Source organism: Sphingobium sp. HWE2-09 (assembly GCF_035989265.1).
In the GTDB taxonomy this organism is placed as follows: Bacteria; Pseudomonadota; Alphaproteobacteria; order Sphingomonadales; family Sphingomonadaceae; genus Sphingobium.
On the sequence record NZ_JAYKZX010000001.1, the window covers coordinates 861103 to 882500 of the forward strand.

The 21398-nt window shown below is 63.7% G+C and carries 20 protein-coding genes and 1 pseudogene; 10 read left to right on the top strand and 11 right to left on the bottom strand.

What is annotated here, in order from left to right:
- The first annotated feature begins 138 nt into the window (after positions 1-138).
- The 5 genes and pseudogenes from U5A89_RS03945 (at position 139) to U5A89_RS03965 (ending at position 2348) form a co-directional block, all read left to right on the top strand.
- On the top strand, positions 139-807 hold the full coding sequence (locus U5A89_RS03945) for a glutathione S-transferase family protein (RefSeq protein ID WP_338159868.1): 669 nt from the start codon (positions 139-141) through the stop codon (positions 805-807).
- Positions 804-1226: an acyl-CoA thioesterase gene (locus U5A89_RS03950; protein WP_338159869.1), complete on the top strand. Its 423-nt coding sequence runs from the start codon at positions 804-806 to the stop codon at positions 1224-1226. The genes U5A89_RS03945 and U5A89_RS03950 overlap by 4 nt, the downstream gene beginning before the upstream one ends.
- Positions 1227-1373: 147 nt before the next feature.
- Positions 1374-1514, top strand: a complete 141-nt coding sequence (locus U5A89_RS03955; RefSeq protein ID WP_338159870.1) for a hypothetical protein — start codon at positions 1374-1376, stop codon at positions 1512-1514.
- 12 nt (positions 1515-1526) lie between these two features.
- Positions 1527-2045: pseudogene (locus tag U5A89_RS03960) on the top strand (DUF4197 family protein); the annotation flags it as partial.
- A 39-nt stretch (positions 2046-2084) separates the two neighbouring features.
- Positions 2085-2348: a hypothetical protein gene (locus U5A89_RS03965; protein ID WP_338159871.1), complete on the top strand. Its 264-nt coding sequence runs from the start codon at positions 2085-2087 to the stop codon at positions 2346-2348.
- A 108-nt stretch (positions 2349-2456) separates the two neighbouring features.
- Here the strand turns inward: U5A89_RS03965 and U5A89_RS03970 are convergent, their stop codons facing one another.
- Complete coding sequence (locus tag U5A89_RS03970) at positions 2457-3293, bottom strand: helix-turn-helix transcriptional regulator (RefSeq protein ID WP_338159872.1); 837 nt, start codon at positions 3291-3293, stop codon at positions 2457-2459.
- Between the two features lie 137 nt (positions 3294-3430).
- On the opposite strand from U5A89_RS03970, the gene U5A89_RS03975 reads away from it, so the two are divergent.
- From U5A89_RS03975 to U5A89_RS03990, 4 genes are read left to right on the top strand one after another with little or no spacing between them, the layout of a single operon-like run.
- Positions 3431-4288, top strand: coding sequence for a beta-keto acid cleavage family enzyme (locus U5A89_RS03975; RefSeq protein WP_338160163.1), 858 nt, complete (start codon positions 3431-3433; stop codon positions 4286-4288).
- A 14-nt stretch (positions 4289-4302) separates the two neighbouring features.
- Positions 4303-5004: an SDR family oxidoreductase gene (locus tag U5A89_RS03980; RefSeq protein ID WP_338159873.1), complete on the top strand. Its 702-nt coding sequence runs from the start codon at positions 4303-4305 to the stop codon at positions 5002-5004.
- Positions 5001-5237, top strand: a complete 237-nt coding sequence (locus U5A89_RS03985; RefSeq protein WP_338159874.1) for a hypothetical protein — start codon at positions 5001-5003, stop codon at positions 5235-5237. The genes U5A89_RS03980 and U5A89_RS03985 overlap by 4 nt, the downstream gene beginning before the upstream one ends.
- Entirely contained in the window at positions 5234-6127 is an 894-nt protein-coding gene (locus U5A89_RS03990) for an SDR family oxidoreductase (RefSeq protein ID WP_338159875.1), read from the top strand. Before U5A89_RS03985 ends, U5A89_RS03990 begins: the two co-directional genes overlap by 4 nt.
- A gap of 250 nt (positions 6128-6377) precedes the next feature.
- On the opposite strand, the gene U5A89_RS03995 is transcribed toward U5A89_RS03990, so the two are convergent.
- The 9 genes from U5A89_RS03995 to U5A89_RS04035 form a co-directional block, all read right to left on the bottom strand.
- Positions 6378-7250 carry an amidohydrolase family protein gene (locus U5A89_RS03995; RefSeq protein WP_338159876.1) on the bottom strand — a complete coding sequence of 291 codons (873 nt, stop codon included), beginning with the start codon at positions 7248-7250 and terminating at the stop codon, positions 6378-6380.
- Positions 7240-9369, bottom strand: a complete 2130-nt coding sequence (locus U5A89_RS04000; RefSeq protein ID WP_338159877.1) for a PQQ-dependent dehydrogenase, methanol/ethanol family — start codon at positions 9367-9369, stop codon at positions 7240-7242. The genes U5A89_RS03995 and U5A89_RS04000 overlap by 11 nt, the downstream gene beginning before the upstream one ends.
- A 50-nt stretch (positions 9370-9419) precedes the next feature.
- The gene (locus U5A89_RS04005) at positions 9420-10979 is read right to left on the bottom strand and encodes a class I adenylate-forming enzyme family protein (RefSeq protein WP_338159878.1); all 1560 of its coding nucleotides are present in this window, start codon (positions 10977-10979) and stop codon (positions 9420-9422) included.
- Positions 10980-10983: 4 nt separating this feature from the next.
- Positions 10984-11733 (bottom strand): glutathione S-transferase family protein, encoded by a 750-nt coding sequence (locus tag U5A89_RS04010; RefSeq protein WP_338159879.1) that lies wholly within the window; start codon positions 11731-11733, stop codon positions 10984-10986.
- Entirely contained in the window at positions 11730-12497 is a 768-nt protein-coding gene (locus U5A89_RS04015) for a glutathione S-transferase family protein (RefSeq protein ID WP_338159880.1), read from the bottom strand. The genes U5A89_RS04010 and U5A89_RS04015 overlap by 4 nt, the downstream gene beginning before the upstream one ends.
- A 62-nt stretch (positions 12498-12559) precedes the next feature.
- The gene (locus U5A89_RS04020; protein WP_338159881.1) at positions 12560-15082 is read right to left on the bottom strand and encodes a TonB-dependent receptor; all 2523 of its coding nucleotides are present in this window, start codon (positions 15080-15082) and stop codon (positions 12560-12562) included.
- Positions 15083-15355: 273 nt separating this feature from the next.
- Complete coding sequence (locus tag U5A89_RS04025) at positions 15356-15820, bottom strand: Saro_0803 family transcriptional regulator (RefSeq protein ID WP_338159882.1); 465 nt, start codon at positions 15818-15820, stop codon at positions 15356-15358.
- A 92-nt stretch (positions 15821-15912) separates the two neighbouring features.
- Positions 15913-17517, bottom strand: coding sequence for an MFS transporter (locus tag U5A89_RS04030; protein WP_338159883.1), 1605 nt, complete (start codon positions 17515-17517; stop codon positions 15913-15915).
- A 210-nt stretch (positions 17518-17727) separates the two neighbouring features.
- Positions 17728-19152, bottom strand: coding sequence for an MFS transporter (locus U5A89_RS04035; RefSeq protein ID WP_338159884.1), 1425 nt, complete (start codon positions 19150-19152; stop codon positions 17728-17730).
- Between the two features lie 131 nt (positions 19153-19283).
- On the opposite strand from U5A89_RS04035, the gene U5A89_RS04040 reads away from it, so the two are divergent.
- A complete protein-coding gene (locus U5A89_RS04040; RefSeq protein WP_338159885.1) occupies positions 19284-20186 on the top strand; it encodes an SDR family NAD(P)-dependent oxidoreductase in 903 nt (300 codons plus the stop codon).
- A 282-nt stretch (positions 20187-20468) separates the two neighbouring features.
- Here U5A89_RS04040 and U5A89_RS04045 read toward each other — a convergent pair whose 3' ends face one another.
- Positions 20469-21041, bottom strand: coding sequence for a hypothetical protein (locus U5A89_RS04045; RefSeq protein ID WP_338159886.1), 573 nt, complete (start codon positions 21039-21041; stop codon positions 20469-20471).
- Positions 21042-21398 lie beyond the last annotated feature (357 nt).

Consider the following 21398-nt stretch of genomic DNA (forward strand, 5'->3'; position numbering starts at 1 on the left):
GTCGTCTGTCGATACTATCAGTGACGCTACCCGGCAGCGCGGCGCTCAACCTGTCAGTTTCAATGATAGCGCCGCCACTCGCCTTGCGTGCGGGGCCGGGCTTTGCTTGGGTGGCAACAAGAAAAGCGGGAGAGAATGATGCTGGAACTGCTAACGTCGGAGACGCCCAATGGGTGGAAAGTCTCGATCCTGCTGGAGGAACTGGGCATACCGTATAAGGTCACGCCGATCGCGCTGACCGATCTGGTGCAGAAGCAGGATTGGTATGTCGCGCTCAACCCCAATGGCCGCATTCCCACGCTGGTGGATCATGATGCTGACGGGTTCGCCATTTTCGAATCCGGCGCGATTCTGCTGTATCTTGCGGAAAAGTTCGGGCGGTTCATCCCCGCCGATCCGCAGGACGGCAGCCGCGTGATCCAGTGGGTGATGTGGCAGATGTCCGGCCTTGGCCCAATGATGGGGCAGGCGACCGTCTTCAATCGCTATTTTGCCGAAAAGCTGCCCGCCGTGATCGACCGCTATGTGCGCGAAAGCCAGCGATTGTTCGGCGTGATGGACGCGCGATTGGCGGACCGCGACTATCTGGTCGGCGACTATTCGATCGCGGACATCGCCTGTTTCCCCTGGGTGCGGGGACATGACTGGGCCGGGGTCGATATGAGCGGTTTTTCCAACCTACAGCGCTGGTTCGACAGAATTTCAGCGCGGCCAGCGGTGCAGCGCGGGCTGCTTGTCCCGACGCCGCCGACCGATGCGGACATGGCGGAAAAGACTACGAAACAGGGAAAGACCATCATCGCGTGACCGCCTTCCTGCAGCGGATCGTCCGCATCGAATGGGGGCATTGCGACCCCGCCGGCATCGTCCACGCCCCGCGCTACTTCGACATTTTCGGCGAAAGCACGATGCTGTTGTTCGAACGGGCCGGCTTGCCCAAAAAGCGGGAGATGCTGGCGACCATGCCTTTTGCCGGATTCCCGATGGTGGATGTGTCGGCGCGCTTCTTCGTGCCGACCGCTTATGGCGACGATGTGCTGGTGGAGGCGGACGCGCCGGTCTTCGGCAATAGCAGCTTCACCGTCGCGCATCGGCTGTCTCTGGATGGCAGGCTGTGCGTCGAATGTGTCGAGAAGCGGGTATGGACGGCGCCCGATGCCAGCCGACCGGGGGGATTGCGCGCGGAGCGGGTGCCGGATGACGTGCGGGCGCTTTTCATAGGATGATATGTGTTCCCGCGCAGGCGGGAATCCAGTCCTGCCGCCTCAATTAGGCTCCCACCTGCGCGGGCGCACGGCGTTCTTTATCCACGTTCAGCGCGCGGCAAGACTGACCGCGCCATAGCATCGCCCTTGCAAAAAGGGAGACGCGTCATGGAGCAATCATTCGGCCTTTCCGACAGGCGCAGCCTGATCGCGGCGCTGGCGTTGCTGCCGCTGGCGGCCTGCGCGACGCCGATGGGGCGCTATACGGTCGAGGATGCGGTGCGCCGACTGCTCGAACTGTCGAGTTAGCGCGCTTTTGCCCGGCTGACCGAACCGGGCGGTTTCTATGACGATCAGCTCACCCGCATCACGCCGCCGGACCTGGGCGGCGGCAAGGGCGGGGCGGTGCTGTCCGCGCTGCTGCGCACCAATGCGGTGCGGAACCAGGTGGGCCGGGCGCTGAACGATGTCGCGGTCGATTTGGCCGACAATGCGACGCCGGTCGTGATGGATGCGGTGCGGCGCATGACGCTGGCCGATGCCGTATCGGTGTTGCGCGGCGGTCCGACGGCGGCGACCGACCTGCTGGCCGGGCAGGCGCGCGGCGCAGTGATCGAAGCGCTGCTGCCCGGCACGTCGCGGGCGTTGCGGTCCGATATGTTCGAAATGCTGTCGGCCGCGCTCTCCGCAACCGGAGGCCGGGACTATCTGGCGCTGGCGGACAATGTGTCGGGCCAGATCGGCGATGCGATCTTCCGGGCGATCGGGCGTGAGGAGGCAGAGATTCGACGCAATCCGGGCGCAACGCGCGATCCGATCCTGATGGCGCTGCTGCGATAGGGCTTGATTTCCGTCCCGCGCCATGGTGTCGCTGCGTCCATGGAACAGAAATTTCCCGGCGTCGCCGAAATCCCCTGGGATCAGCCCGCGACCATGATCGACCTGGATGGCAAGGCACCGCTGATCGGCACGATCCGCGACTGCGCCGTCCATTTCGGACTCTACAAGCTGCAGGCCAGGGCGCAGGCGCGCGTGCTGCTGACCCAGCCGATCCATCGCGAAGGCCGCAAGACGCGGACTTGGCTGCTGGAGCCTGAAGAGATCGAGGCCTTGGCCGAGCGGCTGAAGCGCGAGACGAACTGAGGCATCCATGTCGTCCCCGCGAAGGCGGTGACCCATCTCCTGGCTATTCAACCAGATGCAAGGCCGGGAGATGGATTCCCGCCTTCGCGGAAATGACGCCGGATAGAGTTACGCCAGTGCCTCGACCGCCGGTTCTTCGACCAGCTTCGCCAGCCGCGCCGCACTGACATCGTCCAAAGGCGCGAAGAGCAAAAGCCGCTGGCCTGGCGCTTCCTCGATCGCGTAGCTGGTGTGGCGGAACATGATTTCGCCGACGCCGGGCATATCGGCGATATTGGTATCCTCGAAATGGGCCATGATGTCCGATTCCTGCCAATAGCGGCTGAAAAATTCGGACTGTTCCATCATGTCGGCGATGATGCCTTCGAACACGTCGGGCTGGGCGGTGCGGCTATAATCCCATTTGAAGCGGGCGATCAGGCGGCGGCACATATCCTGGAATTTGTCCGGGTCGGCGCGATAGCGCGGGTTGAGCATCAGGATGCGGAACAGGTTGCGTTCCTCGCGCGGCATGGCGCTATAATCGCGAAAGGCGCGGGCGACGAGCCGGTTCCAGCCGATCACCGTCCAATCCTCCACGATCACCAGCGCCGGGATCGATAGCGCATCCATCAGATGCTGCGTGCCCGCATGGATCGTCTCGTCCGGGCGGCGCGCCAGTGGCGGCGGGCGATGCTGGGCCAAGGCGAAGAGAAATTCGCGCTCATTGGGGTTGAGCCGCAGGGTTCGGCTCAGCCGTTCCAGCATCGGCGCGGATAGCTGCACCTCCCGCCCCTGTTCGAACCAGGTGTACCAAGTGACGCTCATCCCCGCGAGGGTCGCCACCTCTTCGCGCCGAAGTCCGCGCGTGCGGCGGCGTTCGCCAGGCGGCAGGCCGACTTCCGACGGGGCCAGCTTCGCCCGCGCGGCTTTCAGGAACCGCGACAATTCTTCCCGTTGTGCCATGCCTTATCCAGTTACTCGTAATGATGGGACATCCACCGGCCTTCTTGCGGGCCGTTGCCTCTGCAAGACCTGTGATCCTGCGATCGGCAGCATAGCCGAGACTACACAGGAGAGTAAGATTGGCTGGCAAGCTATTTGTGACATGCGCGGTAACGGGAAGTTCGCCGATGCCCACGCACCCCAATTTCCCCTTCCGCCCCGATCATGTCGCCGCCGAAGCGCTGGCCGCTGCCGAAGCGGGCGCGGCGATCATCCATCTGCATGTGCGCGATCGTGAAACCGGCGATCCGTCGCAATCGCTGGAGGATTATCGCGAAGTCGTCGGCCTCATTCGGGCGAAGAATAACGAAGTCATCCTGAACGTCACCACCGGGCCGGGCTGCACCTGGATGCAGGGGGACGAAGACCCCGCCGTCTGCGGCCCCGGGACTTTGATGTTCACGGCCGAACGGCGGCTGGAGCATATTCTCGATCTCAAGCCCGATATGTGTACGCTCGACATCTGCACCATGCAATTGTGGGGCGGGGTGGCGATCAACCTTGACCCCATGATCACCAAGATGGGGCATATGATCCAGGATGCGGGCGTGTTGCCGGAGATCGAATGTTTCGAGGCGGGCGATTTCGTCTTTGCCGACGATCTGATGGCCAAGGGCGCGATCCCCAAGGGCGTGCCCTTCACCTTCGTGCTGGGCACCAAATACGGCCTGCCCGCGACACCCGAAGCGATGCTCTATGCCAAGAACCAGATCCCACGCGGGGCGCAGTTCACCGGCTTTGGCGTCAGCCGCCACAGCTTTCCCATGGCGGCGCAGTCCGCGTTGCTGGGCGGCCATATCCGCGTGGGGTTTGAGGATACGATCTATCTGCGGCGCGGCAAACTGGCGGCCGACAATGCCGACCTCGTGCGCTGGGGCGTCGAGATAGTCGAACGGATCGGCGGCGACATCGCCAGCGCGGGTGAGGCGCGGGCGATGCTGGGCCTGAAACAATAAGGGAGAGGACGGATATGACGCAGACAGCACAGGCGCCCATGGGCGACGTAAGCGGGAAAACCGCCTTCATCACTGGCGGGGCGGACGGCATCGGCTTAGGGATCGCGCGCGCACTGGTGCGGGCCGGGGCCAATGTGGTGATCGCCGATATTCGCGAGGATGCGCTGGCGCAGGCCAAGGCGGACCTGGCCGCCGACGCGCAGGTGGAAATCGTGCAGCTGGACGTGACCGACCGTGCCGCTTTCGTGCGCGCGGCCGATGCGGCGGAGGCCCGGTTCGGCAAGATTCACATGCTGATCGGCAATGCCGGGGTCGGGGTGCTGGGTCCGGTGCTGGATGCGCGATTCGATGACTGGGACTGGGGGCTTGGCGTCAATCTGGGCGGGGTGATCAATGGACTCGTCACCATATTGCCGCGCATCAGGGCGCATGGCGAAGGGGGGCAGATCGTCACCACATCGTCGCAATCGGCGCTGATCCCGATCAACGGATCGGCCATCTATACCGCGGCCAAGGCGGCGGTGTTGGGTCTGTCCGAAGCGATCCGGGGGAGCTGGCAACGGTCGATATCGGCGTGTCCGCCTTCATGCCGGGACCGGTGCAAAGCAATATCGGCCATAGCAGCCAGTTGCGCCCTGACGCCTTCCGCGAAAATAGCGGTTATCGCCAGCATGAGGCGGCGATGGAGCAGCGGCCCGTCTCGCCGCTTTGGATGAGCGCTGACGAAGTGGGTGAGCGGGTGCTGGCGGGCATCCGCGCCAATGATCTCTATATCCTGACCCATCCCGAATTTGCGGACGGTATGCGGACGCGGTTCGATGCGATCCTGGCATCGATGCCCGATGAGCGGATCAACCAGGAACGGGCAGGGGCCATCGGCTTTCTACTGTCCAACCCGGTGTTCGACGATCAACTGGCCCGGCGCACGGCGCAGGAGCCGGTGGCATGACGCAGGTCGCGGGGCGCACCGCCTTCATCACCGGGGGCGGATCGGGCGTGGCGCTGGGGCAGGCGAAGGTGTTTGCGCAGGCCGGGTGCAAGGTCGCGATCGCCGACATCAGGCAGGATCATCTGGACGAGGCGATGGCCTGGTTCGACGGACGCGGGCATGAGGTGATGGCGGTGAAGCTGGATATCACCGACCGCGATGCCTATGCCCGCGCCGCCGACGATGTGGAGGCGCAGCTGGGGCCGGTCGAACTGCTGTTCAACACGGCGGGCGTATCGATCTTCGGGCCGCTGCAAAATGCGACCTATGATGATTGGGACTGGCAGCTGGACGTCAATCTGCGCGGCGTCATCAACGGTATTCAGACTTTCGTGCCGCGGATGATCGAACGGGGCAATGGCGGGCATATCGTCAATACCGCGTCGATGTCCGCCTTCGTCGCACTCAAGGGGACGGGCATTTACTGCACGTCCAAGATGGCGATCCGGGGGCTTACGGAATGTCTGGCGCTGGACCTGGCCGATCATGGCATCGGCGTGTCGATGCTCTGCCCCGGTGCGGTCAACAGCAATATCCATGAAGCGGTGCTGACCCGCCCGGCGCATCTCCAGAAGACCGGCTATTATGGCGCGGACCCTGAAAAAATGGCCTATCTGAAGCAGGTGATCGCGGTCGGCATGGAGCCGGAGGTGCTCGCGCAATATGTGTTGAAGGGCGTCGAGGACGACCAGCTTTATATCCTGCCCTATCCCGAATTTCGAGGGACGCTGGAAGAGATTCATGATCGCGTCATGGCGGCTGTGGCGCAGCCGGAGGACGACCCCGATTACGAGAAGCGCGTCGCTTATGGCGTGCCGGGCGGAGAGAAGCGGGAGACGGTCGAGAGCTGAGCAAGTCTGCGGCCGGGGTTGATGAAGAGGTAAGCCTTAACTTCGCACATTTCCCCCAAGTTTTGACATTTAAGAACAAAAATTGGAAACTATATTACGTTTCCTTTATGCGCTACTGCGCATCCGGTGTAGTGGAGCATGCCACTGTAGGACAGCTCCGATCATTCTAGTCGTTCCCCGGCGAAGGCCGGGGTCCAGTCCCACGCTCAGAACTGGACCCCGGCCTTCGCCGGGGAACAGCGTATGGCTGTCAGCCCAGCCCCAGCAGCTTCACCGCATTGTCCTTCATGATGAGCGGCAGCACTTCTTCGCGGAAGCCCGCTTCGCGCGCGGCGTCGATCCATTTTTCCGGGCGGATGAGCGGCCAATCGGAGCCGAACAGCATCTTATGTTTAAGCTGCGTATTGGCGTACTGGATCACCTGTTTGGGAAAATATTTGGGTGACCAGCCGGACAGATCCATGAAGACATTGTCCTTGTGCAACGCCATCGACAGGCTCTCGTCGGTCCAGGGCCAACTGGGATGGGCGAGGATGATCTTCATGTCGGGAAAGTCGACCGCGACATCGTCCACCAGGATCGGCTGACCATATTTCAGGCGCACGCCGCCACCGCCGCGCATCCCCGTCCCCATGCCCGAATGGCCGGTGTGGAAGATGGCGGGCAGCTTATATTGCGCGATCACTTCGTAGATGGGATAGGCGACCCGGTCGGCCGGGTGGCAATCCTGCATGATGCCGTGGAATTTGAAGCCCTTTACCCCATAATTTTCGACCAGATCGCGGGCTTCGCGCGCGCCATATTTGCCCTTGCGCGGATCGATCGAGGCGAAGGGGATGACGATGTCGCTGTCGTTGGCGGCAAGTTCCGCTACCTCGTAATTGCTGATCCGCTTGGCGCCGATGCCGCTCTCGCAATCGACGGTGAACAGGCAGAAGGCGATATTCTGCGCGCGATAATAAGCGATGGTTTCAGGGATGGTCGGCCGCTTGCGGTCCGCCTTGAAATAGGCCGAGGCGGCGTCGAAATATTTCGCCATCACCGGGTCTTCGGGATCGTGGCACGACACTTCGGCGTGGACATGCACGTCGATGGCGAGGACTTTGGTGGGATCAACGGGCATTGGGCGTGCTTTCCAGTGTCTTGTCCTCATTGGCGCGGTGGATGACATAGGCGCGGATATCCTCGATCTCCTGCGCGGAGAAGATCGAGGCGAAGCTGACCATGCCATTATCCTTCAATGCGCCGTCATGGACGATCATCTGCCAGGTCGCCTTGTCGTTGAGGGCGGCGCTGCGGCGCAGGTCGGGGACGATGCTGCCGCCCACTGCCGCGTCGCCATGGCAGGTACTGCAATAACGGCCGAAGCGTGCGCCGCCCGCCGCGATCTGCGCCGCGCTGGCGGTGGAGGGGGGCGGGTCGAGCGGCATGGCGGCCAAGGGCGGGGCGGGGGGCAGGGCGGCCTTGCCGTCCAGCTTGAACACCAAAAGGCGGCTGATATTGCGGCTGGGGCCGCTCTTGTCGGAGAGGATGCCGGGCGCCAGCGCCCAGACCCCGCCCCAGCCTGCCATCACCGCGACATATTGCTGCCCATCCAGTTCATAGCTGATCGGTGCGGCGACGATGCCGGTCTGCGCCGGGAAGGACCAGAGCTTGCGGCCGTCTTTGATGGCATAGGCGTTGAAGTCGCCGGTCGCCGTCCCCTGAAACACCAGGTCGCCGCCGGTCGCCAGCAGCCCGCCATTCCATGGTCCCTTATAGGAAACGCGCCATTTTTCCTTCTGCGCGATGGGATCCCAGGCGATGAGCGCGCCGGTGGTCGCCTTCAATGCCGCATCGCGCACCGCCTTATCGGCGGGCATGGCGGCGGACGCGATATCGACGCCGACATTGAAGCCGAGCTTGTTCGCCTTCCAGCCCTTTTCCGGGATGTAAGGGAAGGCGGCGAGGTTGGCGGGGATGAAGACGGTCCGGCTTTTGGGATCGAAGGCCATCGGGTGCCAGCTATGCGCGCCGGTCGCGCCGGGGGAGCCGATGAAGGGCTTGCCGGTCTTGTAATAGCGCGCCTCCGGATTTTCGATCGGGCGGCCGGTCGCCATGTCGATGCCACTCGCCCAGTTGACCGGCACGAAATTCTTCGCCGACAGCAGATTTCCGTTGGTGCGATCGAGGACGTAGAAGAAACCGTTCTTGGGCGCCTGCATCAGCACTTTCTTCTGCTGCCCGCCAATCTCCATGTCGGCCAGCATGATATGCTGAGTGGCGGTGAAGTCCCAGCTGTCGCCGGGCGTGGTTTGATAATGCCAGGCATATTCGCCGGTCTTGGCGTGGACCGCAACGATCGAGGAGAGGTAGAGATTGTCGCCCTTGCCGTCCGAGCGATAGGCCTGGTTCCAAGGCGATCCGTTGCCGACGCCGATATAGAGCAGGTCCAGCTCCGGGTCATAGGCCATCGCGTCCCATACGGTGCCGCCGCCGCCCTGTTTCCACCATTCGCCATACCAGGTGGCGGCGGCTTTCTTGAGATAATCCGGTTCCTTCTCCGTGCCGGGCTGGGCCGGGACGGTGTAGAATTTCCAGCGTTCCTTGCCGGTGTCGGCATCATAGGCGGCGACATAGCCGCGCGCGCCGAATTCCGCGCCGCCATTGCCGATGACGACCAGTCCGTTCACCACGCGCGGCGCGCCTGTGATGGTGTAATTCTTCGTCTGGTCGAGGGTGACGACGCTCCAGACCGGCTTGCCGCTCTTGCGGTCGATCGCGATCAGGCGGCCATCCAATGTGCCCACGAACAATTTGTCGCCCCAAGCGGCGACGCCGCGATTGACCGCGTCGCAGCAGGCCTTGACCAATGTTTCGCGCGGGACTTCCGGATCGTAGGACCAGAGCAGCTTGCCGCTGCGCGCGTCATAGGCCTTCACCATGCTCCAGGCGGTCGAGGTGTAGAGGACGCCGTCGATGAACAGCGGCGTGCTTTCCTGCCCGCGATTGCTGTCCATGTCGGCGAACCAGGCGAGGCCCAACTTGCCGACCGTGTCCTGATTGATCGCGGACAGCGGACTGAAGCGCTGCTCGTCATAGGTGCGGCCGGTGGAGAGCCATTCAGCGGGCTTGGCCGCGATGATCCGGGCGGCATCGACGCCGCCTGTCGAGGCAGGGGCGGCGGTTTCCCGGCTCGTCCCCGTGCCACAGGCCGACAGGGCCAAACTCGTTCCCACCAGCAGCGCTATCGCGACCCGCATTGTCTTCCTCTCCATCTTTGGCGCGGATGTTTTCATCTGTCGCCGCTTGCTCAATTCACCATCCGCGCGCCGGTCCAATAGGCGGCGCGCAGGGCTTTCTTGTCCATCTTGCCCGCCGCGGTCCGGGGAATGGCGGGGACGAAGGCGACGCTTTTGGGTGCCTTCACCCCGCCCAATCGGGCCTTGGCATGGGCGATGATATCCGTTTCCCCGATATTGTCGGCAACGACAATGGCGTGGACCGCTTCGCCCCATTTTTCATGGGGGATGCCGATCACGGCGCATTCGCGCACGGCGGCCAGTTCGGTGACGGCGGCCTCCACTTCGGCGGAAAACACGTTGAAGCCGCCGGACACGACCATGTCCTTCTTGCGATCGACGATATAGAGATAGCCGTCCGCGTCGCGCCGGGCGATGTCGCCTGTATGGTGCCAGCCATGGGTGCGGATTTCGGCGGTGGCTTCGGGCATTTCATAATATTCGCGCGACACCAGCACGCCGCGCACCACCAGTTCGCCCGCTTCGCCATCGGGGAGGAGGTTGCCGTCTTCGTCCATGATGGCGACCTGCACCGATCGGCTGGGACGCCCGCAACTGGCGAGCCGTTCGGGCCGGTCGCTTGCCGCTGCGGCGATGGCTTCGGGCGAGAACCAGGTGACGATCATCGGCGATTCCACCTGACCATAGGCCTGGCAGAGGCAGGGGCCGAAAATTTCCACCGCCTGCCGCAGCTTTTCCGGGGAGACGGGGGAGCCGACCAGCAGGAAAATCTTGAGCGAGGACGTGTCGCTGCCCGCCAGTTCCGGCGCGTCGAGCAGGCTGTAGAGCGCAGTCGGCGGCATATAGACATGGGTGACGCGGCGGCGCGCGATCGTGTCGAGGACGGCGGCGGCGTCGAAACCGGGCAGGATGACCTGGGTCGCGCCGATCGACAGGGTCGCGAGCGCCACCGGGCCGGCCGCATGGGTGATCGGTGCGACGACGAGTGAGACAGGTGTGGGCGTTTTTCCGTCGATCGCCTGCGCCAGCGTCTCGATCATCGTGCCCCAGCCCAAATTGGTGACGACCACCCCCTTGGACGGACCGGTGGTGCCGCCGGTGGGAAAGAGGCCGACCACGTCGTCGGGCTTGCCGAAGGGATCGGAAAAGTCCGGCAAGCTGTCACACTCGCTGTCGCAGACGAACCGGTCGAGCGACGGGTCGCCGTCATGGTCGCAGTCGAGGCAGACGAAGCGGGTGAGGCCGGGGACGCGGGCCTTGAGCGCCGCGACGTCCGCCGCCTGGCTGCTATGGTAGAAGAGCCAGCCGCAGCGGACATAGGCGAGATAGGCGGCATTGGCGTCGATCGCGTTACGGCTGTTGACTGGCACCCACTGGCCATTGGCGCGCCAGATGGCGAGCAGGGCGACCATCATCGTCGCGCTGTTGGGCCCGTAGAGCGCGATCGGCTGCTGATCGCGGAAGCCGCCCGCATAGAGTGCGCAGGCGATCCGCTCCGTCAGCGCCTTCACCGCCGCGAAGCTGAGCGTCTCGCCGCTTGTCCCGTCGACCAGGCAGGGACGGTCGGGGCCAAGGTCGTGACCCCGGTCGAAATAGTCGATCGCGCGCATTGCTTCAGCCCCAGCGGTTGATCTCCGGGCCGGGCGCCCAGACGGTTTCGGGGCGGGGCACGGTGGCGAGGGCCAACCCCCGCGCCACGGCGGGGCGGGCGCGCAGGCGTGCTTCCCACGCGTCGGTCAGCGGCGTAGCGGCAAAGGCGTCGGCCACGATGGCGCGCATGCCCGCTAGCCACGCGAAACTTTCGAGGTCGGCGATGGAAAAGTCGCCCATCAGCCAGTCGCGCCCGTCGGCCAGCTGCGTCTCCAGCTTCTCGACCGCCTGGCTAATCTTGGTGCGGCTGTCGGCCAGCTTGCCTTCGTCGATGCGGCCATCGACGGCGTCCTGCCAGCGGGCGGCGAGATCGGCGCTGGCGATGGTGGCGGGGATAGCCGGCGGCGGCGCGGCGGCGGTGCCCAACGCGGCGGCGGCGGGTGCGACCCGTTCGATGACATAGCGGCACCAGGCCATCATCTGCCAGCGGGCATAGGGATCGGCCGGGCGCAAGGCGGGGCCGGAGCCGACCTCGTCCAGATAGCAGGCCAGGAAGACGCTGTCGGTCATGGCGACATCGCCGACGACCAGCACCGGCCCTTCGCCCTCGATCGACTGATCGACTTCGATGCCGTGGGGCAGGGCGGTCGAATGGCGTTCGCCCACGACCAGATCGATCGGATGCAGATTAAGATCGACGCCCTTTTCGAAGGCGGCGGCCAGGACGGTGAAGGACGGGCCATTGGGCTGGCCGTGATAGAGAGTGCCGGTCATGCGGGTTCGCTTTCGAGCAGGGAGATGCGGCGGGCGAGGTCGGTGCGGCCCAAGGCCCAGCAGGCGCGGGTGGCGGGACGCGCATAGATGGCGCGCAGCCAGCGCATGATGTTGGGCGTCAGCTCGTCATTGCATAGATGCGGCTGCGACAGCGGCATGGCATAGGCGAGGTTGAAGCCGTTGATGTCGGCCAGGCCATATGTGTCCGAAGCCAGCCATTCCCGCTGGCCCAATGCTTCCTCCAGATAGCCAATGCCAAGGCCCACGCGGCGTTTCGATTCGGTCATCTCTTCGTCCGAAAAGGCGCCGTTGATCGCCTTGCGCCAGGCGACGCGCCGTTCGGGCATGGGGATGCGGTCGATCGCCGCTTCCAGTTCGGCCGGGTCTTTCTGGCGCACGGACGGGCCGACGAAGATGCTCCAGCCGATCATGGAGAAGCTGGGCGCGAGCCACTGGTCGAGGAACTTCATCCACCAGCGGGCGCGCCATTGGTCCACCGGATCGGCGGGCATCAGGCGGGGGCCGTCGAACGCTTCGTCCACATATTCCATGATCGCGGTGGATTCGGTCAGCACCAGGTCGCCATGCGTCATCGCGGGAATGGTGCCGAGCGGATTGACTGCCAGATATTCAGGTTTGTGCTGGTCGAAATTCAGCAGGTCGAGATAATGGCTGTCGAACGCGACGCCCTTTTCGAACAAGGCCAGCATGGGCTTGCCCGAATTGGCGTTGGGTTCCCAATGATAGAGGGTGACGTTGGTCATGCCGGATCAATCTCCGAAAAGAGTCCGGCCAGGCGGTGAGGCCCGGCCGGTCAGGGGGAGGCTTAGAATTTCTTCTTCACGGTCACCGCCCATTCGCGCGGATTGCCCGGGCGGCCCTTGCGGACCCCGCCGCCTGCGCCGCGCAGGTCGAGAACGGAGAGAAGATAATATTTGTCGAACAGGTTGGTGACTTCGAACGACACGTCGAGATCCTCATCCGCATTCTGCCAGGTGACGCGCGCATTGGCGAGCGTGTAGGCTGGCACGAAATTGAGGATGCGTTCGCCGTTCACGACCGATGGGCCGCCATATTTCTTGTCTTCATAGGTGACGTCGAAGCGCGGCGTCAGGCTGCCTGCCTTGTCGAGGTCGATCTTATACTGGGCGCCGACGCTGAATTTCCAGGGCGGCGAGGCGGGCGGGTCGGAGGGCGATACGCCGCCGGGATTGGTGCCGCCCGGCACGGTCGGCGATGTCGCCGCCGGATCCAGGCTGCCGGCGATATATTTGAAGTCCAGATAGCTGATCGACGCATCGATCGCGAGGCCGTCGATCGGGTAGGCGGACAGTTCCGCCTCGAACCCCTTGACCCGCGCGTCGCCCGCGTTGAGACGGGCGGCGCAGGGCGCGGTCGGGCAGGTCAGCACCGGAATCTGAATATCGACATAGTCGTTGATGAAGGCGGACGCATTCAGGCGGACCCGACGATTAAAGAAGTCGCTTTTGAACCCGACTTCATAGGCGGTCAGCTTTTCCGGGCGGAAGGCGATGACCTGCTGCGTGGTGAAGGGGCGCGGGTTGGAGCCGCCGCCCTTGAACCCGGTCGATACCGATCCATAGACCATCAGATTGTCGGTCAGCCGATAATCGGCCGCCACGCGATAGTCCCAGCGCTTGGCGCTGTAATGGGCGGTCAGGCCCGACAGAGCGGTGACCGTTTCGGTCGTGTTGCCGTTGCCGTTATAATCGAGCGTATCGGCGCCCGAATAGCCGATCCCATAGGCGACGCCGACAGGATCGAGGAAGCGGTTGACCGACCCGTCATAGTTCAGGCGATAATAGGTCTGGTCCTTGGTTTCGGCGGTGTAGCGCAAGCCGCCGCTCAGCGTCAGGCGATCGATCGGTTTCCAGGACAGATGGGCGAACACCGCCTTGGCTTCCGCCTTGGTCGGGTCGGGCTGGCGGAATTGCAGCGGATAGACCGCGACGTAGCGAATGTCCTGGAACGAGTCATAGGTGGACTTCTGCTTGAAATAATAGCCGCCGACCGTACCGTTCAGACTGTCGCTCAGGTCCATGTTCAACCGAACTTCCTGGCTGAAACTCCAGTTTTCCAGCGAGTTTCGGCCGAAATTGGTATTGGCAGGCGACAGGTCGTCATCGGAATCGAACTGGGTGTCGAAACTGCGATAGCCGGTGATCGACGTCAGCTTGAAGGCGTCGGACAGGGTATAGTTGATCTGGCCCGACACGCCCCAGCCCTTATAGAGGCTGCGGTCGGTGCCCTGGGTCGCGGCGAGCGGCGTGCCGGCTGCGCCGAACGGATCGACCGGGATCGGCGGCGTCCAGACGCCCGCTGGCTGGCCGGTGCCGATATAGTTGCAATAGCGGCCGCAGATGAAGCGGTTGTCGTACGGGATGCCGGGTGCGGGATTGGTGTTGGGCGAATTGATGGTGGCCGTGTCGAGCAGCACTTCGCCCGCGATCGTATGTTCGTCGCGCGTATAGTCGCCGATGACCGTCACATCCAGCTTGTCGGTCGGTTGCCAGGCCAGGATGCCGCGGATCGCCTGATAGCCAACGCCACCCAGCTTGCTGATGGTGCAATCGCCGGCAGACCGGGTGGACGGGATGCCGCTGCCCGGATTGGCGCAGCCATAATCGATCCGGTCGACAAAGCCGTCCTGCTGCTTGGCGACGCCCGATATGCGCATGGCCAGCGTGTCGGTGATGCCGAAGTCGGCGGCGGCGCGGATGCCGATGCGGTTGCGGATGCCGTAATTGACTTCGACAAAGCCGCCGCCGTCGCCGGTGGGGCGCTTGGAATAGAGTTTGATCGCGCCGCCTTCGGCATTGCGGCCCGCCAGCGTGCCTTGCGGTCCGCGCAATATTTCGACGCGGTCGAGGTCGAGCAGTTCGAAGACCGCGCCGGTCAGCTGCGGATAATAGACATCGTCGATATAGATGCCGACGCCCGGTTCATAGGCGGGGTTGAAGTCGTTCTGGCCGATACCGCGGATCGATGCGGTGATGGAAGGGCCGAAGGACGCGCCCTGGGGTTTCAGCGACACGTTGGGGGCGGCGTCGGCCATTTGGGCGAGGTTGGTCTGACTCTTGGCCTCCAGCTCGGCAGCGCCCACGGCGGTGATGGAGATGGGCGTGTCCTGCAAGCGCTGGGCGCGGAACTGCGCGGTGACGACGATGTCGGCCACCGAACTTTGCGGCTCCGTACCCTGCTCGGCCGCCTGCGGCGCGGCGGCGGGCGGTTGCGCGGAGGATTGCGCCGACGCGGGCGTGGTGATTGCGAGGATGGAGGCCGACGCCAACAGGGCGCGCGACATCATTGCACGAAGATCGTGTTGCATGGGTAGTCCCCTCTCCTAATCCGGCTTGTAATCCGCCCTGCCCGGACGTGATCCGCCTCATGACGTTGCTGTGCGTCGATTGTTAGTAAGACATACAATTTTATCGGATGCAAGAGCCGGTTTCACCCGACGACGAACATTGTTGCACTATTCGCCACTATTGGGAGAGGGCAAATAATGCTGTTGTCTCTATTGGTGGTACTACTGATAACAGGATGAGCAGACCGGGCGAGCGAGGACCAAGGTCAATGCGGCTGACGGGTAGTGGGTTGGTCAGACGTAGATGCGGCGCAGCAGTTCCACCAGCATCGCGGTTTCGGCCGGACTGAACCGGGCCTTGAGCCAATTTTCATGCTCGGCGATGCAGTGGCGCGCTTCGGCGAGCGACTCGCGGCCTGCGTCCGTCAGGCTCAGCGTCTGGCGGCGGCGGTCTTGTGCGGACGCGCCGCGGGTCAGGAAACCGCGGTCCTGCATGCGGTTGACGATCGCCATCACGCTCGCCCGGTCCATCTTGAGGCGACGGCCGATGTCCGCCTGGGCGATGCCGGACTGATCCTGGATCAGCCACAGCACGGCGACCTGCTTCTGGGTCAGACCCAGGTCGCTGAAGGTTTCGGTGAAATGTTGATAGACGGCCGCGCTGGCGAGGCGGACATGGAAACCGACAAGATCGTCTATGCCGCTGAGGCGAGGATCCGGGAAGATGTCGAGGGGCGGCACGTCGTTCATGGTATTCATAGTAACAGTGTGGGCAGTAAGCGGTGATCCGTCAATCCTGCGCCGCGGGTAAATGTAAATGTGACATACGATTTATCGCCGCGTCTTTGGCATCATACCGTCTCGCCCGCCGCCCGCGCGCGGGGCAGCAGGCTGGCATGGTCGCGTTCGACCCGCCGCAGCAGGACCAGCAGGATCAGCACCAGCGGCGGGGCCACCCAGTTGATCGACAGGATCGCGCCGCCCAGGTCGCCGCCGCGCGCATCGCTGATCATCCCCACGGCGTAGGGGCCGATGCCCAGGCCGAAGATGGTCGACACGACGATATAGAGGCTGACGATCAGCCCGCGCATTCGCGGCAGCACCTGTTCGAACAGCACGGCATAGAGCGGCGGCATCCACATGGTCAGGATCAGGCTGTAGAGGATGAAGCGCAGGTAGAAGCCCCCGGCATCGCCCGCGCGATAGACCCAGAGCGCCAGCAGCGGCGACACCGCCATGGCGAACAGCGCGACCCAGACGCGGCGTGACAGGCGATGCGCGCCGATCCGGTCGGACAACGGCCCGGCCAGCAGCGGGCCGACCACGCCCAGCGCCGCGGACAGCAGTCCGAATTGCAGGCCGGTGTCGGCGGGGGACAGGCCATAGCTTTTCATCAGGAAGGAGGGGGTAAAGCCCATGACGCCATAGTTGATGACGCTTTGCAACGCGCCCGCGGCGATGCACAGCATCAATGAGGGATTGCCGGTGATCAGCGCATAGGCGACCGGATCGCGCCCTTTGAGATTTTGCAGCAGATTGGCGATGACGAAGGCGCCAAAGCCAATCACGCTCCATTGGACGACATGCGGACTGACCGCCAGGCCATGCAGCAGCAGGGGCGGGCGCGGGGAAAAGGCCTCCGCCCAACCGATCGCCAGCAGCATCGCCACGATGATCAACCCCAGCAGGCCGATATTGATCGCCCAGTCCCGCCCACTGGCCCGTGTCCGGCCAAGGCTGATCCAGTGAAAGCCCGGCGTCACGGCGCCCAGCACGTTCAGGCTGGCGCGGAACGGATGCGGATCAGGCGGGGTGGGGATGCCGTCCATCACGCCGCGCCGCGGTTCGGGCAGGCGGCTCATGAGAAGGGCGATGATAAAGCCGGGCGACGCGGCGACGGCGAAGGCGAATTGCCAGCCCTTCAGCCCCAGCGGTGCGCCGCCCCCTGCATAGCGCGCGTCCCACCATTGCGCCGCCATGCCGCCAATGACGAGCGATCCGCCCAGGCCGATGGCGATCGCGGCGGCCATCACCGCCATCACCATGCCGCGCTTTTCGCGGGGGAAATAGTCGTAGCTGAGGCTGGTGCCCGCCGGTTGCGATGCCGCTTCGCCAATGCCGACGCACAGGCGCGAGAGCATCAGCGTGAAGAAGCCGGTGGCGAAGGCCGCCCCGCCGGTGGCGAGCGACCAGAAGCCGATCGTGATCGCCAGCAACCGGGTGCGTATCCACCCGTCCGCGAGGCGCCCGAGCGGCAGGGAGAAGAGCGCATAGAACAGGGCGAAGACGGTGCCGTAGAGCAGCCCCATTTCCGCGTCGCCGATATGGAGGTCCGCCTTGATCGCGGGGGCCAGGATCGCAAGGATGTTGCGGTCGAGCAGGCTGACGAGGTTGGTGGCGGCGATGAGGGCCAGCGCATAATAAGCGGTGCTGCGCGAGGGCGTGGGCGCGGTCACAGGGCGCAGCCGGTCTGGGCGATCGGGTCGGGCCCGACCGATGTCAGGACGAATGGATCGCTGCCGTCGGCGCGCAACGCATAGCGCATCCTTTGTCCTTTATTGCTGACGGGATATGACGCCCGCGATGCATGGCGTTCGGCTATCAATAATCTCATATCCCGTACCGCCCGCTTATTATCGCTTGAAATTGTATGGTTCACTTACGGATCAGGCGCTTTGCGCCGCCAGTCTTTCCACTTCCTCGCCATAGGGGCGGATCGCGCGGATCATGCAGAACGTGGCGATCGGCAGCAGGATGGCGGCCGTCAGCAGCATCGCCTTCCACAGCTGGGTGGAATCGCCGACGATATAGTCCTGCACCAGCCCAACGATGAAGCTGCCCATCGCCCCGAAGAAGGTGAACATGAAGAGGTAGATCGCCGTCACCTGCCCGCGCATGGCATTGGGCGCCACGCGCTGGATCGCGGCATTTTGCGGAACCGCGCCGGCCATGCCGAACATCGCGCCGATGCTGGAGACTGCCAGCGACGCATAGCCATTGGGCATCAGCGGCGCCAATATGGCGCAGACGGTGACGCACCCGAAGAAGATCGCCGCGGCGCGCACATTGGCGTCGGCATGGCGCTTGGCCAACCATTCAACGAAGATGCCGCCCAACAGCAGGCCCAGCAGCGACGCGACCAGCGTCATCGACCCCATGACCGCGCCGATTTGCGCCTCGTTCCAGCCATAGGTGCGGATCATGAAGGGGACGCGCCAGAATTGCAGGCCGAACACTTCGATCGCGCTGAGCGCCAGTCCCGCGAACAACGGATAATAGACGCGGCGCTTGGCATGGATCGCCTTGGCGGCGTCCAGCCCGGTGAAGGTCAGGATACGGCGGCCAAGCGAAGCGCTGACAGGCACGGGCGCGATGCCGGGGGCTGACGCCTGGCGCGGCGGTTCCTTGATAGTCAGGAACAGCAGGGACACGCACAAAGCGGGCAGGCCCAGCCAGATCAACAGCCATTGCCAGCCCAATATGGTGAGGCCGCCATGCTGGGTCGGCGCCCATCCCACCGCATGGGCGATCAACATGCCGCCGATCACCGGTCCCAATGTGGTGCCGCCGATAAAGCCGAATTGCAGCAACGCGAAGGCGCGGGTCAGAATACGCGGCGGAAAAGCGTCGGCCAGCAGCGAATAGGAGGATGGCGCATGGGCCGATCCCCCCGCCGCCAGGAAGACGCGGGTGCCGACGAACTGGCCGAAATTCTGCGCGATGCCGCCCAGCGCGGTGATGACGCCCAAGGCTGCGCATCCGCCCGCCAGCACGAATTTGCGCGGAAAGATATCGGCCAGGCGCGCGAGCGGGATGCCGACGAACAGATAGCAGATGATGCTGGCGGGACCGGCGAGAAAGCCGAGCTGCGAATCGGACAGGCCGAAATCCGCCTTGATCCGTTCGGCCAGCATGGCGAACACCACTTGTTCGAAGAAGGTGACGAATGTCGCCAGGATGATGACGAACAAGGCCCAATAGGCCGCCTTTGTCGAATAGGACGGGAGCGTAGGCCGCGCGCCATCAGCGGCGACTTCCCCCGCTTCGTTCCACGGCAGGTCGGTTGCAATCGGGGCGGGCGCCAGGGCCATGGCCTTCTCCTCTCCACCATTCCCCCTTTTTCACAGGGGTGAAATTTCGGCTTGGCGAATTTGTAAGTGATCTATACGAATATGGCGAGCAGAAAATGGATCGTCGTTAAAAATCGACACAGGAGAGTGGGATGCTGGATTTTAGCGGTCGGACGGCCTTCGTCACCGGGGGCGGCAATGGCATTGGCTTGGGCTTGGTGCGCGCCTTGCTGGCGCAGGGGTGCAAGGTCGCCATCGCCGACATTCGTCAGGACGCGATCGACGCGGCGCTCAAGACGCTCGACAATCAGGACGTGGTTGGTGTCCAACTCGATGTCGCATCCCGCACTGGTTTTGCTGAGGCGGCCGATCGGGTGGAGGCGGCGCTGGGGCCGGTCAGCCTGGTCTTCAACAATGCCGGCATCAACATCTTCCAGACGATCGACGAGTTCAGTTACGACGATTGGGACTGGGTGATGGGTGTCAATTTGCACGGGGTCATCAATGGTGTGATGACCTTCGCCCCGCGGATGAAGGCGCTGGGGCAGGGCGGCCATATCGTCAATACGGCGTCGATGGCGAGTTTTCTGTGCGGTCCGGCGCCCGGCATCTACAACACCACCAAATTTGCGGTGCGGGGGTTGAGCGAATCCCTGCGCTACAGTCTGGCGCCCCATGGCATCGGCGTATCGGTGCTGTGTCCCGGTCTGGTAAAAAGCCACATCTTCGCCAGCGACGAAATCCGGCCTGCTGCCTTGAGCGCGGGGGCGAAGCCGGTGGACAGCGCCGCGGTCGATCGACTGGCGCAATTGCACCAGTTCGGTATGGAGCCTGATGTGATCGCTGCGCGCACGTTGGAAGCGATGCAGGAAAACCGCTTCCATATCTTTCCCCATCCCGAATTTCGCGATGAGCTGGCGACGATCTTCGATGAGGTGCTGGCCGATTTCCGCGATTATCCGCAGGACGCCGGTTTCGACCAGCGCACCGGTTTTGAAAAGATGCGCCGCGACAATTATGCCGCGGCGCGCCGTGCGTCCCGCGAACGGGCTTAGGGTGCAGACCCATAAATTACGAGGTCGAGATGGAGACGAAAATGGCCGGTGGGAGGGAGAGCGCGCCGCGAGATAGCGGGGCTATCTTGCAAGCGTTCGACCGCGCCACCGGCCATTTTCGTCCCACCCCCTCCTTAACGAAAGAATTGGGGGGCAGGATTGTCCGGGCGCTGTGGCACGTCGAAGCTCTCGACCGGGCAATTTTGCCCGCTCTTCGCGCTTCTCCTCCCACAGCATTCCGGGCAATTCTGTCTTGATCCTCGTAATTTATGGGTCTGCACCCTAATGCGCGAACAGGTCGCCCTGCCGGGGAGGGGCCGCCCGGCGTGATGGCGCGGGGCTGCCGATCAGCACCCGCGCCCGACCTGTCAAGATATAGACCGCCTGTCGTTGCGCCCCGCGATTGAGATGATCGACGCGATAGCCCTGATAATGGCGTTTGAGCAGGCCCGCCTTGACCAGTTCGGACGCCGCGCGGCTAAGATTGGTCTTGCCTGACGCGCGGACGCGATTGCGCACTTCCTCCTGCACCAGCCTATCGTCGGATGCGGCGTCGCCTGAGAGCTTGGCGTCCCGGCGCAATTCGTCGCGCACCCGTTCCACCAATGCCATGCGGCGCGGGTCGCGATGACCCATGGGCGTGAGCGCATCGCATAGCCAGTCGCGCAGCGGCATAAGCCCATTGTCCACCCGGACCAGCGGCCCGGCGCTGCCGTCCGGCCGCGCTACGTCGGCGATCAGCGTTAACAGCATGAAGGCGTAGCGTGGCCGCGAGCAGCAATGCGACAATTGGTCGAGCAACAGCGAAAGGTCGCTGCCGCCAGGCGTGCGGGAAGGAACGGGCATGGGAAACATATCGTGAATCAAGCACAGTGTGAGTCGGATGTGAATCCACTTTCTTTCGGCCCTGTCAGTTTGTCGGCTGTGACACTTTACCCGCTGGCAAAGTGTCATTGGGGAAACTTTGGTGTCGTGACGGGCCGCAAGATTGGTGATCGGGTTTGTGGACAGCGGGGCGGGGGGCTTTTGGAGGTGTCATATGGCCATGGCGATCGGGGCGCCTGGGGCGGGCGACTCTTGTCTTGGGAATGACCGAAGGCAAAGGGCTGTGCTTTATGGGGAAGCGCCAAGCCTCGACCAGGCCTGGCTATGCGTTCACACCCCATCGCAGGCCGCATGACATTTTTTTGAAAAAGCCGGTTGACCGACTCA

Coding starts and splice junctions, on each gene's coding strand:
- U5A89_RS03985 (WP_338159874.1), top strand. CDS start 5,001: ATGAGCGCTGACGAAGTGGGTGAGCGGGTGCTGGCGGGCATCCGCGCC.
- U5A89_RS03955 (WP_338159870.1), top strand. CDS start 1,374: ATGGAGCAATCATTCGGCCTTTCCGACAGGCGCAGCCTGATCGCGGCG.
- U5A89_RS03990 (WP_338159875.1), top strand. CDS start 5,234: ATGACGCAGGTCGCGGGGCGCACCGCCTTCATCACCGGGGGCGGATCG.
- U5A89_RS04025 (WP_338159882.1), bottom strand. CDS start 15,820: ATGAATACCATGAACGACGTGCCGCCCCTCGACATCTTCCCGGATCCT.
- U5A89_RS03995 (WP_338159876.1), bottom strand. CDS start 7,250: ATGCCCGTTGATCCCACCAAAGTCCTCGCCATCGACGTGCATGTCCAC.
- U5A89_RS03970 (WP_338159872.1), bottom strand. CDS start 3,293: ATGGCACAACGGGAAGAATTGTCGCGGTTCCTGAAAGCCGCGCGGGCG.
- U5A89_RS04010 (WP_338159879.1), bottom strand. CDS start 11,733: ATGACCGGCACTCTCTATCACGGCCAGCCCAATGGCCCGTCCTTCACC.
- U5A89_RS04035 (WP_338159884.1), bottom strand. CDS start 19,152: ATGGCCCTGGCGCCCGCCCCGATTGCAACCGACCTGCCGTGGAACGAA.
- U5A89_RS03980 (WP_338159873.1), top strand. CDS start 4,303: ATGACGCAGACAGCACAGGCGCCCATGGGCGACGTAAGCGGGAAAACC.
- U5A89_RS04005 (WP_338159878.1), bottom strand. CDS start 10,979: ATGCGCGCGATCGACTATTTCGACCGGGGTCACGACCTTGGCCCCGAC.
- U5A89_RS04020 (WP_338159881.1), bottom strand. CDS start 15,082: ATGCAACACGATCTTCGTGCAATGATGTCGCGCGCCCTGTTGGCGTCG.
- U5A89_RS04015 (WP_338159880.1), bottom strand. CDS start 12,497: ATGACCAACGTCACCCTCTATCATTGGGAACCCAACGCCAATTCGGGC.
- U5A89_RS03945 (WP_338159868.1), top strand. CDS start 139: ATGCTGGAACTGCTAACGTCGGAGACGCCCAATGGGTGGAAAGTCTCG.
- U5A89_RS03965 (WP_338159871.1), top strand. CDS start 2,085: ATGGAACAGAAATTTCCCGGCGTCGCCGAAATCCCCTGGGATCAGCCC.
- U5A89_RS04000 (WP_338159877.1), bottom strand. CDS start 9,369: ATGCGGGTCGCGATAGCGCTGCTGGTGGGAACGAGTTTGGCCCTGTCG.
- U5A89_RS04045 (WP_338159886.1), bottom strand. CDS start 21,041: ATGTTTCCCATGCCCGTTCCTTCCCGCACGCCTGGCGGCAGCGACCTT.
- U5A89_RS04040 (WP_338159885.1), top strand. CDS start 19,284: ATGCTGGATTTTAGCGGTCGGACGGCCTTCGTCACCGGGGGCGGCAAT.